The organism is Achromobacter sp. ACRQX, assembly GCF_022346505.1.
Classification (GTDB): Bacteria; Pseudomonadota; Gammaproteobacteria; order Burkholderiales; family Burkholderiaceae_B; genus Achromobacter; species Achromobacter animicus.
Genome location: NZ_JAKRML010000002.1, coordinates 326,456 through 338,995, shown reverse-complemented (window position 1 = coordinate 338,995; position 12,540 = coordinate 326,456). Strand labels below are relative to the sequence as shown.

At 64.7% G+C, this 12,540-nt stretch carries 9 protein-coding genes and 1 other RNA gene; 5 read left to right on the top strand and 5 right to left on the bottom strand.

Annotated elements, in window-relative coordinates:
• Positions 1 to 80: 80 nt before the first annotated feature.
• Positions 81 to 2,534 (top strand): TonB-dependent siderophore receptor, encoded by a 2,454-nt coding sequence (locus MHZ91_RS03460; RefSeq protein ID WP_239212452.1) that lies wholly within the window; start codon positions 81 to 83, stop codon positions 2,532 to 2,534.
• 171 nt (positions 2,535 to 2,705) lie between these two features.
• A complete protein-coding gene (locus tag MHZ91_RS03455) occupies positions 2,706 to 2,960 on the top strand; it encodes a hypothetical protein (protein ID WP_175122842.1) in 255 nt (84 codons plus the stop codon).
• 75 nt (positions 2,961 to 3,035) lie between these two features.
• On the opposite strand, the gene ssrA is transcribed toward MHZ91_RS03455, so the two are convergent.
• The 5 genes from ssrA to ompA form a co-directional block, all read right to left on the bottom strand.
• Positions 3,036 to 3,424: a transfer-messenger RNA gene (gene ssrA / locus MHZ91_RS03450) on the bottom strand.
• A gap of 90 nt (positions 3,425 to 3,514) precedes the next feature.
• Positions 3,515 to 4,693 (bottom strand): MFS transporter, encoded by a 1,179-nt coding sequence (locus tag MHZ91_RS03445; protein WP_175122841.1) that lies wholly within the window; start codon positions 4,691 to 4,693, stop codon positions 3,515 to 3,517.
• A 436-nt stretch (positions 4,694 to 5,129) separates the two neighbouring features.
• Positions 5,130 to 5,804, bottom strand: a complete 675-nt coding sequence (locus MHZ91_RS03440; RefSeq protein WP_175122840.1) for an HAD-IA family hydrolase — start codon at positions 5,802 to 5,804, stop codon at positions 5,130 to 5,132.
• Positions 5,801 to 6,529, bottom strand: coding sequence for a bifunctional 2-polyprenyl-6-hydroxyphenol methylase/3-demethylubiquinol 3-O-methyltransferase UbiG (gene ubiG / locus MHZ91_RS03435; protein ID WP_105237922.1), 729 nt, complete (start codon positions 6,527 to 6,529; stop codon positions 5,801 to 5,803). The genes MHZ91_RS03440 and ubiG overlap by 4 nt, the downstream gene beginning before the upstream one ends.
• 148 nt (positions 6,530 to 6,677) lie before the next feature.
• Complete coding sequence (gene ompA, locus MHZ91_RS03430) at positions 6,678 to 7,259, bottom strand: outer membrane protein OmpA (protein WP_056322232.1); 582 nt, start codon at positions 7,257 to 7,259, stop codon at positions 6,678 to 6,680.
• Positions 7,260 to 7,671: 412 nt separating this feature from the next.
• On the opposite strand from ompA, the gene gyrA reads away from it, so the two are divergent.
• Genes gyrA through pheA form a run of 3 tightly spaced genes read left to right on the top strand, consistent with a single transcriptional unit; the run spans position 7,672 to position 12,540 of the window.
• Positions 7,672 to 10,332: a DNA gyrase subunit A gene (gene gyrA, locus MHZ91_RS03425; protein WP_175122839.1), complete on the top strand. Its 2,661-nt coding sequence runs from the start codon at positions 7,672 to 7,674 to the stop codon at positions 10,330 to 10,332.
• Positions 10,332 to 11,462 (top strand): 3-phosphoserine/phosphohydroxythreonine transaminase, encoded by a 1,131-nt coding sequence (gene serC / locus MHZ91_RS03420; RefSeq protein WP_239212451.1) that lies wholly within the window; start codon positions 10,332 to 10,334, stop codon positions 11,460 to 11,462. The genes gyrA and serC overlap by 1 nt, the downstream gene beginning before the upstream one ends.
• Entirely contained in the window at positions 11,455 to 12,540 is a 1,086-nt protein-coding gene (gene pheA, locus MHZ91_RS03415) for a prephenate dehydratase (RefSeq protein ID WP_175122837.1), read from the top strand. Before serC ends, pheA begins: the two co-directional genes overlap by 8 nt.

Here is a 12,540-nt window from a genome sequence, read left to right as displayed (position 1 = left end):
CAGTCCTTGCCGCTAAGCGGCCGCCCCACTCATTCCGCCGCCTCGCGGGCAGTTCCCGCCTGACCTGCTCGGCGCGTGTCGTGCAATTGGCGATCGCGGGTGGCGTGGCGGTCCTGGCGGTCAACGCGCCGGACGCTGCCGCGCAGTCCGCGGCAGCTCAACAACCCGCCGCGACCGCGACGCGGCATTACGACATTCCCGCTGGCTCGTTGAGCACGGTGCTCGCCCGCTTTGCCAGCGAGTCAGGCGTGCTGGTCGCCGGCGCCGGCGAACTCGCGCAGGGCAAGCAAAGCCCGGGCGTGTCGGGCGACCTGGACCCGAGCGCCGCGTTGAATGCCTTGCTGGCGGGCACCGGCCTGGCCGCATCGCCGGCAGAGGGCGGCAGTTATGTGCTGCACCGCGCGGCGCCCGCTGGCGGTGTGGCCACGCTGGCGCCCGTCACCGTCCAAGCCGACGGCTTTGGCGCCACGGAGGGTTCGAACAGCTACGCCATGACCGGCCCCTTGTCCTTCGCCACCGGCCTGCCGCTCACCCAGCGCGAGACGCCGCAGACCATCAGCGTCATGACGCGCCAGCGCATCGAGGACGAGGGCGTCGACAGCATCGAGGCGCTGCTGGACCGCACGCCTGGCATCTCGGTGCAGAACATCGGCACAGGACGGTTCTCGATTCTTTCGCGCGGCTACAACATCGATAACTATCAGTTTGATGGCGTCCTGACCGCGACCGACATCGTGTCGCAGAACATCCCGCAGAGCCAGACGGACCTGGCAATCTATGACCGCGTCGAGGTCCTGCGCGGCGCAACGGGGCTGATGACGGGGGCGGGCGATCCCTCGGGCACCGTCAACCTCATCCGCAAGAAGCCCACGCGCGAATTCCTGGGATATGCCAGCGTGGGCGCAGGCACCTGGGGCCGCGGCCGCGGCGAACTGGACGTGGGCGGGCCGATCAACGACGCCGGCACCTTGCGCGGCCGCTTCGTCGCTGCGCACGAGCAGGGCAACACGCATATCGACTACTACAAGGAAAACAAGACGGTTTTCTACGGCGTGCTGGAGGCCGACCTTACGCCGAACACAATGCTCACGGCGGGCATCGACTACCAGAACAACGATCCGCGCGGACAGTCGTCGACCGGACTGCCGCTCTTTTACGCTGACGGTCAGCAGACCGATTTCAAAGCGTCCGACAACGCCGGGGCACGCTGGAACACCGACGAGCTCAAGGTCTACAACGCCTTCCTCAACCTCGAGCACAAGTTCGCCAACGACTGGAAGCTCAAGTTTTCGGGCAACTACCTTCACGGCAAGCGCGAATTTTCGTCGGCCGACGCCAGTTGGGGTTTCGTCGAGCGCAATACGGGCGACGGCGTGCAGTTCTATGGCGGCCTGGGCAGCGCCCGCCAGCGCCAGACCGGCTTCGACGTGCAGGCGGCCGGACCATTCGAATTGTGGGGAAGGCAGCACGAGTTCGTCGTGGGAATGAATTGGGCGGAGTTCAATAACTATCACGAGCCGGCCGACGACGACATCGAAGGCCGTGACGTCAACATTTACACCTGGGGCAACGACACTGCAGGGCCTACCGCGTCAGGCCAGAAGCTCATGGACTACGACGGCTGGCAAAAGCAGCAGGGCGTCTATTCCGCCCTGCGCCTGAAACCCACGGATAACCTCGCCGTCATCGTGGGCGCGCGCGTCAGCAACTATCGCTACAAGCTCTCGCAGATCTACACGTCGCCCGCGCTGGCGCGAAACAACAAGATCACGGAAATGAGCGAAAGCGGCGTTGTCACGCCCTACGCCGGCATCGTCTATGACCTGAACGACCGGCATTCCGTCTACGCCAGCTACACCAGCATCTTCAAGCCGCAAAGCGCCCGCGACCGCAACGGCAACGTGCTGGACCCGCGCACCGGCGACAACTACGAAATCGGCTTGAAGAGCGACTACTTTGGCGGCCGTCTCACCAGCGCCATCGCGCTCTATCAGATCCGCCAGGACAACCTTGCCGAAGTCGACGAAGGCCAATTCGTGCCCGGCACCGTGCGGGAACCGGCGTACCGCGCCGTCAGCGGCGCCAAAACGTCGGGCCTGGATATCGAGTTCAACGGCGAATTGGTCCCCGGCTGGCAAGCCGCGCTCAGCTACAGCTACAGCATCACCAAAGACGGCGAGGGCGGGACCATCCGAACCATCTTCCCGCGCCACATGGCCAAGCTGTGGACCACCTACCGCCTGCCCGGCGACTGGCACCGCCTGACCGTGGGCGGCGGCGTCAACTGGCAAAGCCGCATCTACTACATCGCCACCACCTGGTCCCTGCCGGGCGTCACCCTCAAGGGCGAGCAGCCCGCCTACGCCGTCGCCAACCTGATGGCGCGCTACGACTTCAACCGCCAGCTCTCGGCCACGCTGAACCTGAACAACGTGTTCGACAAGAAATACCTGCAGGGGCTGGACACCACCTTCTACACCGGGATTTACGCGCCTACCCGCCACGCCATGCTGACGCTGAAGTATCAGTTCTGACCTGGGAGGCCCGCGCCCGCGCCCGACCTGCTTCGGTGGGAGGGGGGAAGGCTGACGTGGGCGGCCAGGCGACCGGAGCTGCCTGACGCGGCCACCCTAATGCGAGTAAGGTACGGGAAAGGCCGTTTCGCCTGGCACGCCGGCCTGTGCCGCCAGCAGGAACCGAACACCATGAAGATTCATCACGCAGCGCTGCGCCTGCTGCTCGCCGGGGCGGCCATCGCAGCCCTCGCCGCCTGCGCAGAGACCCCGCAGCAACCGCGAAACAACGTGGACTACCGCAGCCGGCCGCTGGATTCGCCGGCGGGTTCCAACAACAACGCCAACCCGTCCGGCCAGCGCCTGACGATTCAATCGGGCGAGGGCGAACGCCTGAATCTCCCCTGGTTCATCGAAGGAGCCCAGGACTGGGTGAACCGGCAGTGACCCAGACGAAAAAAATCCTCAAGGGTCTGCACCCTTGAGGATTTTTGGTTTCAGCTGACGTTGCTGAACGGAATTTGGTGGAGCCGGGGGGAATTGAACCCCCGTCCGCAAGCCCTCCGCAACCAGTTCTACATGCGTAGTCGATTTATTTGGTTTTAACTTTGGACTTAGCCAACCGACAGGCCGGACCAAAGCGATTCACGTAATTTAAATCTGAGCCGTGTGACCCCAGCGCAGACCGATTCCTTGTGAATGTCGCTGCTGCGGTTCGAGGGTTACCCCCCTAGGAAGTTGCCTTCCTCCGCCTGACCCAAGGACAGATCAGTGCAGCGGCTCACCGCTTAAGCGGCGAGAGCGAAACGCTCGTCGTTGGCGTTTGTAGTGTTCCAGTGGTTTAACGAGCGTACTGGTGCTCGGCATGCCCTGAGTTGTTTCGCGACCCACGTCGAATCCGGATCGGCCCCAAGACGTTCCATTGTACTGCAAATGCAAGCGCCTGCCATCCTGTAAACCCAAGCGGTGTCAAGCGTGGCGGGGGCGAGACAAGCTTGGCGTCAGGCCGCGTTGGCGCACGCCGCCTTGGATTGCCGCCGGCCCCGGGACGCCGCCATCATCAGTGCGGCCAGCCCGACGGAAACCGCCACGATGACGGCCGCGGCGCCACCCAGCGTCGCCAGGCCGTAGTGGTCGATCACATGTCCGCCAACCACCGCGCCCAGGCCGATGCCGATGTTCGCGCCGGAGATGTTCAGCGACGCGGCAAACGCGGGCGCCTCGGGGGCGGACTTCATCAGCCGTACGTGGCAGACGATGAAAAGTGCGGCCTGCGCGATTCCCCAGATGCCCAGCGCGACGGCCAGCAGGCCGTGCGATTGCATGACCGGCGCGACGAACGCCAAGCCAACCGCCATCAGCGACGAGAACAGCGCCGTGGCGCCGAGCGGGCTGCGGTCCACCAGGCGTCCGCCCAGCGTGTTGCCCACCAGCCCGACGGCGCCAAACGCCATCATCGTCCAGCCGACGGTCTCGCCGTCAAAGCCGCCCAGCCGCTCCAGCATGTCGGCAAGATAGGTATAGGCCGTAAACATGCCGGTGAAAACCAGCAGCGACAGCACCACATGGCTCACAACGATGGGTTTGCGCAGGATCCGCAGCTGCGTGACGAGGCGCACGCTGTCGGCGCGGATGCGCGTGCTGGGGAAGGTCAGTAATAGCAGCAGGGCCTTGGCAAACGCCACCACGGACAGCACCCAGAACGCGGCGCGCCACCCGAACGCGTCCGAGATCAGCACACCGATCGGAATGCCGAACACCGTGGCGGCCACGATGCCGAACGCCACCGTCGAAATGGCGCGTCCGGCGCGCGCGGGGCCCACCAGTTCGACGGCGGTGGCGCTGGCCAGCGACCAGAACACCGGCAGGGCCAGCGCCGGCACAAAGCGGGCGATCGCCATGATCCAGATGTTGGGCGCCACGGCGGCCAGCGCGTTGGACAGGCCAAACAGCACCAGCACCCCGATGAACAGGCGCTTGCGTTCCATGTTGGCCATCAGGGCGGTGAGCAGGGGGCCGGTCGCCGCGACCGTGAAGGCAAACAGCGTCACCAGCAAGCCTGCCTGGGAAACGGTCACGTCCAGATCGCGGGCAAGGCCGGGCAGCAGCCCCACGATCAGGAACTCGGTGGTCAGGATGGTGAAGCCGGCGGCGGAAAGTAGCAGGATGGGCAAAAGCATAGGCATTCCTTGGACGCGAGGCCGGATGGCGCCGCGCGGGCAGGGAGTTGAAGGCAAGGTCAAAAGGTCGGGCGTGCGCCGCGTCAACGTAGCGGGCACGGTGCGGCGGGACGCGGAGGTCCGCCAGCACGGAGATGTCGTCGCCGCCTGCGGGAGGCTGCAACGCCGGCATGAGCCGGAAACGGAGCGATCCGGACAACCCCGGATCGCGATGCACGGTTCACACTTTAGGGGAGATCGCCGGCCGGATAAACCCCCGGCATCCGGATAGATTGTTCGGCCTGCTGCACTAATTCGGCCCAACAATCGCGGGCCGCTGCGGCGTCATCAGCGAGGATGCCGCGCTGGAAGGTGCGTCATCACCGAAGGCGGGGCGTGACCAAGGCGGGGGCGTGACCAAGGCGGGGCGGACGGGCAAACGACCCATCCCCGACATTTAGCGCAAGTCGCGGGGCAGCAGCGGCTCGATGGCGGACCAGAGTTCCTCTGGCGAATTCGCGCAGGTTTCAGCCTGCCAGGCAATGACGTTGTCGTCTTCGCCGACGTAGCCATAGGCCGCGGCCACGGCGGGCATGCCCGCCGCGTGGGCGGCCTGGATATCGCGCAGGTCATCGCCGACATAGACGCAGCGGTCGGTCTCAAAACCCGCTTCGCGCGCGGCGTGCTGCAAGGGCAGGGGATGCGGCTTGGCGTGGGCGGTGGTGTCGCCGCAGACCAGTACGGCGCTATCGCGCGTCAGGTCCAGGAATTCGACGATCGGCAAGGTCAGGTAGGTGACCTTGTTGGTGACGATGCCCCAGGACATGCCACGGTTGCGGATGTCGGCCAGCAGGTCTTCGATCCCGGGGAACAGCTTGCTGTGCACCGTCGAGCTGGCGGCGTAGTCTTCCAGAAACTGCAGGCGGGTGGGCTCATAGTCCGCGTCGCCCGGTTGCAGGTTCAGCGCGACGCGCAACAGTCCGCGCGCGCCCTGAGATGCCACGGGACGCAGCGCCTCGTATGCCATCGGCTCCAGGCCGCGGCGGGTGCGCTGACGGTTCGCGGCGGCTGCCAGGTCGGGGGCGGTGTCGGCCAGGGTGCCGTCGAAATCGAACAGGATCAGGGCGCTCATTTACGGGTTGCCATCAGATAGTTGACCGAGGTGTCGGAAGTCAGCGAGTAGATCTGGGTGATCGGGTTGTATTCCATGCCGCGCATGCTCACCGGTTCCAAGGCCGCGCCGCGCGCCGCCGCCGACAGCTCGCTGGGCTTGATGAACTGGTCGTAGGTGTGGGTGCCGCGGGGCAGGAGGCGCAGGACGTACTCCGCGCCGATGATCGCGAACACGAACGACTTGGCGTTGCGGTTCAACGTCGAAAAGAACACCCAGCCGCCGGGTTTCACCAGCGTCGAGCAGGCGCGCACGATCGAGGCCGGATCCGGCACGTGCTCCAGCATTTCCATGCAGGTCACCACGTCGTACTGGCCCGGCTGCTCGGCAGCCAGCTCCTCGACGGGCACCTTGCGGTATTCCACCTTCACGCCCGATTCCAGGCCATGCAGGCGCGCGATCTTCAGGGACTTGTCGGCCAGGTCGATGCCGGTTACATCGGCGCCGCTCCGGGCCATCGCTTCCGACAGAATGCCGCCGCCGCAACCTACATCCAGCACCTTGCGGCCGGCCAGGCTGCCTGCGCATTCCTGAATCCACTCCAGCCGCAGCGGATTGATGGCGTGCAGCGGCTTGAACTCGCTTTCGGGGTCCCACCAGCGGCTGGCCAAGGCGCTGAACTTGTCGATTTCGGCCTGATCGGCGTTGACGGAGGCTTGCGCGGTGTCGTGAGTTTGCGTGTTCATGGGCGGTCCGGCGTAAGGCTGCTCTATATATAGAGGGGTCCAGCGCGCTAGGCGAGGAAGGGGCTTGCCGATGCACCAGAGGGGTGCATCGCAGGCGAAAAAAAGGGCCTCGCTATGCGAGGCCCCCTTATTGTAGCTAGTCCGGCAATTACTTGCGGCTACCCACGATTTCGATCTCAACGCGACGGTTCTGGGCGCGGCCTTCCTTCGTCTTGTTGGAAGCGATCGGCTGCAGTTCGCCCTTGCCTTCCGTGTAGATACGGTTGGGGTCGATGCCCAGGCTGACCAGGTAAGCCTTGACCGAAGCGGCGCGGCGCTCGGACAGCTTCTGGTTGTACTGTTCGGTACCGATCGAGTCGGTGTGGCCGACGGCGATGATCGTTTCCAGATCGATGGTGCTGGCTTGCTGAGCGACTTGCTGCAGCAGTTGGCGACCTTCGGGCTTCAGGGTCGACTTGTCGAAGTCGAAGAACGTGTCAGCATTGAACACGACCTTTGCCGCCATCGGGGCCGGCTTCGCCTTCTGTTGGGCAACCGGGACGCCGTCGCAACCGGGGATACCGGTGGCCGGGGTCCAGAAGGCATCGCGCCAGCACAGTTCGTTCGTGCCGTTCTTCCAAACGTTACCGAACGGGTTGCGCCAGTTGTCCACGGTTTGCGCGGAAGCTACACCAGAGGCCGTGACGGCGGCGAAGGCGAGCGCCAGAGCGAATTTGGAGGGTTTGTTCATGTTTCTCCTCGTTGAGCTTGAAGCTGGATAAGTGACTCGCAGCGAACCCCCGCCGCATATCAGGAAAACGGGGCCAGTATAGCAACGCCAAGAGCTGGTTCAAAGGAATAGCTACTGGGTTTCCTGCGTGCTGGAAACAATCTTAAGGCATTTGGGGGGCTTTGGCTTCCCTGGACAGGCGCATTAATGCTGGATATGACGTTTTCGGCACTCCTGCCGTTTCCCATGTTGGTTTTTGACAACAGGGCCGCAGGGCGCGGGTGGGCGTGGCCGGGCGGCGTTTCTGATCGGTCCGTCGCGGCCCGCTAGCGGCGCCTTCGGACGGCCCATCGGACCGGTCCCCCAATCGAATGATAGAATTTCCTGTTTACCCGGCCCGGGTTCCTCCTTACACGATTCTGTCGTTATATATATGGATTCCTTTGCCAAGGAGACGCTTCCGGTATCGCTGGAAGAAGAGATGCGCCGCAGTTACCTCGATTACGCGATGAGCGTGATCGTCGGTCGGGCGCTACCGGATGTGCGGGACGGCTTGAAGCCTGTCCACCGGCGCGTGCTCTACGCGATGCACGAGCTGAACAACGACTGGAACCGCGCCTACAAGAAGTCAGCGCGTATCGTCGGGGACGTCATCGGTAAGTACCACCCCCACGGCGACCAGTCCGTGTACGACACCATTGTCCGCATGGCGCAGGATTTCTCCATGCGCTACATGCTGGTCGACGGCCAGGGCAACTTCGGTTCCATCGACGGCGACAACGCCGCGGCGATGCGTTACACCGAAATCCGCCTGGCCAAGATCGCCCACGAACTCCTGGCCGACATCGACCAGGAAACCGTCGACTTCGGACCCAACTACGACGGCAGCGAACAGGAACCGCTGCTGCTGCCGTCGCGCCTGCCCAACCTGCTGGTCAACGGCAGCTCCGGCATCGCGGTGGGCATGGCGACCAACATTCCGCCGCACAACCTCCAGGAAGTGGTCGACGGCTGCCTGTACTGCCTGCGCAATCCGGCGTGCACGGTCGATGAGCTGATCGAGCTCATCCCGGCGCCGGACTTCCCCACGGGCGGCATCATCTATGGCATGTCCGGCGTGCGCGAAGGCTATCGCACGGGTCGCGGCCGCGTCATCATGCGCGCCAAGACGCACTTCGAAGACATGGAGAAGGGCAATCGCCAGGCGATCGTGATCGACGCGATTCCCTACCAGGTCAACAAGAAGACGCTGCAGGAACGCATCGCAGAGCTGGTCAACGACAAGAAGATCGAAGGCATCTCCGACATCCGCGACGAGTCGGACAAGGACGGCATGCGCCTTGTCATCGAGCTCAAGCGCGGCGAAGTGCCCGAGGTCGTGCTGAACAACCTCTACAAGAACACCCAGCTGCAGGACACCTTCGGGATGAACCTGGTGGCGCTGGTCGACGGCCAGCCCCGCCTGCTCAACCTGAAGCAGATGATCGACTACTTCCTGCAGCATCGCCGGGAAGTGGTCACGCGCCGCACGGTTTTCCAGTTGCGCAAGGCCCGCGAGCGCGGCCACGTGCTGGAAGGCCTGGCGGTGGCGCTGGCAAACATCGACGATTTCATCGCGATCATCAAGGCGGCCCCGACTCCTCCTGTCGCCCGTCAGGAACTGATGGCGAAGTCCTGGGACTCGTCGCTGGTGCGTGAAATGCTGTCGCGCGCCGACGGCGACACGCCGGGCGGCCGCGCGGCTTTCCGTCCGGACGATCTGGGCGTCGAGTTCGGTCTTCAGGGCGACGGCCTGTATCGCCTGAGCGATACGCAGGCCCAGGAAATCCTGAACATGCGCCTGCAACGCCTGACCGGGCTGGAGCAGGACAAGATTGTTGGCGAGTACAAGGACATCATGTCCACCATCGCCGACCTGCTGGACATCCTGGCCCGTCCGGAGCGCATCACGACGATCATCAGCGAAGAGCTGCAGGCCATCAAGGCCGAGTTCTCGACTGGCGCCAAGGACTCGCGCCGTTCGGAAATCGAACTGAACGCGACGGAACTCGATACCGAAGACCTGATCACGCCGACCGACATGGTCGTGACGCTGTCGCACGGCGGCTACATCAAGAGCCAGCCGCTGTCCGAGTACCGCTCGCAAAAGCGTGGCGGGCGCGGCAAGCAGGCCACGGCCATGAAGGAAAACGACTGGATCGACCAGCTCTTCATCGCCAACACGCACGACTTCCTGCTGTGCTTCTCGAACCGTGGCCGTGTGTACTGGCTGAAGGTCTGGGAAGTGCCGCAAGGCACGCGTAACTCGCGCGGCAAGCCGATCGTCAACATGTTCCCGCTGGCCGACGGCGAGAAGATCACGGTGGTGCTGCCGGTCAAGGAATTCAGCGAAGACCACTATGTCTTCATGGCGACCTCGCGCGGCACGGTCAAGAAGACCCCGCTGTCCGACTTCTCCAACCCGCGCAAGGCCGGCATCATCGCCGTCGACCTTGACGATGGCGACTACCTGATTGGCGCGGATCTCACCGACGGCAAGCACGACGTCATGCTGTTCTCGGACGCCGGCAAGGCCGTGCGCTTCGACGAAAACGACGTGCGTCCGATGGGCCGTAACGCCCGCGGCGTGCGCGGCATGATGCTCGAGGACACGCAGACGGTCATCGCGCTGCTGGTCGCCGGCGACGAAACGCAGACGGTGCTGACCGCCACGGAAAACGGCTACGGCAAGCGCACGCCGATCGCGGAGTACACGCGCCATGGCCGCGGCACGAAGGGCATGATCGCCATCCAGACCACCTCGCGTAACGGCAAGGTGGTGGGCGCGGTGCTGGTCACGCCTACCGATGAGATCATGCTCATCACCACCGGCGGCGTCCTGGTGCGCACCCGTGTCGCGGAAATCCGCGAAATGGGCCGTGCGACGCAGGGCGTCACGCTGATCAACGTCGACGACGGCAGCACGCTGTCCGGCGTGCGCCGTGTCGTCGAAAGCGACGCGGACGATGACGGCGAACTGGACGAAGACGGCCAGCAAACCGGTGGCGACGACAGCAACGACGCAGCAGATTCGACGGAACCTACGGAGCAATAATGGCCCGCCCCTGGAACTTCTCGGCCGGCCCCTCGGTCTTGCCCGAGGTGGTGCTGCAGCAAGCCGCTGCAGAAATGCTGGACTGGCACGGCAGCGGCATGTCCGTGATGGAAATGAGCCATCGCGGCAAGCATTTCGTGCAGATCTGCGATGAAGCAGAGTCCGATCTGCGCGACTTGCTGGGCCTGCCGGCCGATTACGCCGTCATGTTCATGCAAGGCGGCGGTTCCGGGGAAAACGCCATCGTTCCCATGAATCTCATGGGACGCCGCGGCGCCCCAGCCGCGGATTTCGTCGTGACGGGCCATTGGTCCAAGCGTTCGTACAAGGAAGCCGGCCGCTACGGCAGCACGCACATCGCGGCCAGTTCCGATCATGCCACCCAGATCGACGGCCGCGAACAGGCGCCGCTGACCTGGGTGCCGCCTGCCGATACCTGGCAGGTGCGCAAGGAATCGGCCTACCTGCACCTGTGCAGCAACGAAACCATTGGCGGCGTCGAGTTCCTGGACTGGCCCGACACCGCTGACCTCGGCGCACCTGACGTGCCCCTGGTCATCGACGCCTCTTCGCATTTCCTGTCGCGCCCGATGGACGTGTCGCGCTGCGGCATGATGTACGCCGGCGCGCAGAAAAACGCTGGCCCGGCCGGCGTCACCATGGTCATCGCGCGCCGCGACCTGATTGGCCAGGCCTTGCCGATCTGCCCCTCGGCGTTCGACTACGCCAACGTGGCGGCCGAACACTCGCGCTACAACACCCCGCCCACCTTTGCGATCTACATCGCGGGCCTGGTGTTCAAGTGGGTCAAGGCCAATGGCGGCGTGGCGGGCATGGAAGCCGCCAACAAGGCGAAGGCCGATCTGCTGTATGGCTACCTGGACAGCACCAGCTTCTACCGCAATCCCATTCACGCGCCCGTGCGTTCGCGCATGAACGTGCCGTTCGTGCTGCATGACGAGTCGCTCAACGACGCTTTCCTAAAGGGCGCCGAGGCAGCGGGCCTGACGCAGTTGAAGGGCCACAAGAGCGTGGGCGGCATGCGCGCCTCCATCTACAACGCGCTGCCGCTCGAAGGCGTGGCGGCGCTGGTCGAGTACCTGAAGGAATTCGAGCGCCGCCATGGATGACGAGCTGCAGCGCAAGCTGCTTCCCCTGCGCAAGCGCATCGACGACCTCGATGCGCAGATCCTCGATCTTCTGTCGCAGCGCGCGCGCGCCGCGCTCGAAGTGGGTGAGGCCAAGCATGCCGCGCACGCCGATGGACCCGTGCTGCGTCCCGAACGCGAAGCCGAGGTCATCCGCCGCCTGCAGCAGATCAATCCGGGTCCGTTCCCGAACGCCGGCGTGGCGTCGGTCTGGACCGAAATCATCTCCGCATGCCGGGGCCTGGAGCGCGGCATGACCGTCGCGTTTTTGGGACCGCAGGGTTCGTTCTCGGAGCAGGCTGCGCTGGAACACTTTGGCCATGCGGTCCAGAAGCTGCCTTGCGCCTCGTTCGACGAGGTCTTCCGGGCTGTCGAGGCCGGTCAGGCAGACGTGGGCATGGTGCCGGTGGAAAATTCCACCGAAGGCGCTGTCAACCGCAGCCTGGACCTGCTGCTGAACACGCCGGTCAAGATCCTGGGCGAGCGTTCGCTCGTCATCCGCCATTGCCTGATGTCGCAATCGGGCGGCATGGACGGCATCAAGACCATTTCCGCGCACCCGCAGGCGCTGGCCCAGTGCCAGGGTTGGCTGACGCGCAACTATCCCGACGTCGAGCGCGTGGCCGCCTCCAGCAATTCCGAAGCAGCGCGCGCCGCCGCGTCGGATGCGAGCATCGCGGCCATTGCCGGCGAAGTGGCTGCGCCCGCCTGGAACCTGCAGATTGTCGCCGCCGGCATCCAGGATGACCCGCACAACCGCACCCGCTTTCTGGCAATCGGCAACATCGAGCCCCTGGTCAGCGGCAAGGACAAGACCAGCCTGATCCTGGCGGTGCCGAACCGCGCGGGCGCCGTCTATGAAATGCTGGCGCCCCTGGCCGCCAACGGCGTGTCGATGACGCGCTTCGAGTCGCGCCCCGCGCGTACGGGCCAGTGGGAATACTATTTCTACGTCGACGTCCTGGGCCACCGGAACGACCCGAATGTCGAGCGTGCCCTGGCGGCCCTGCAGGCGCAGGTTGCCTACCTCAAAGTGCTGGGCTCGTACCCGGCGCAGTGA

Coding starts and splice junctions, on each gene's coding strand:
- MHZ91_RS03445 (WP_175122841.1), bottom strand. CDS start 4,693: ATGCTTTTGCCCATCCTGCTACTTTCCGCCGCCGGCTTCACCATCCTG.
- gyrA (WP_175122839.1), top strand. CDS start 7,672: ATGGATTCCTTTGCCAAGGAGACGCTTCCGGTATCGCTGGAAGAAGAG.
- ubiG (WP_105237922.1), bottom strand. CDS start 6,529: ATGAACACGCAAACTCACGACACCGCGCAAGCCTCCGTCAACGCCGAT.
- pheA (WP_175122837.1), top strand. CDS start 11,455: ATGGATGACGAGCTGCAGCGCAAGCTGCTTCCCCTGCGCAAGCGCATC.
- serC (WP_239212451.1), top strand. CDS start 10,332: ATGGCCCGCCCCTGGAACTTCTCGGCCGGCCCCTCGGTCTTGCCCGAG.
- MHZ91_RS03440 (WP_175122840.1), bottom strand. CDS start 5,804: ATGAGCGCCCTGATCCTGTTCGATTTCGACGGCACCCTGGCCGACACC.
- MHZ91_RS03455 (WP_175122842.1), top strand. CDS start 2,706: ATGAAGATTCATCACGCAGCGCTGCGCCTGCTGCTCGCCGGGGCGGCC.
- ompA (WP_056322232.1), bottom strand. CDS start 7,259: ATGAACAAACCCTCCAAATTCGCTCTGGCGCTCGCCTTCGCCGCCGTC.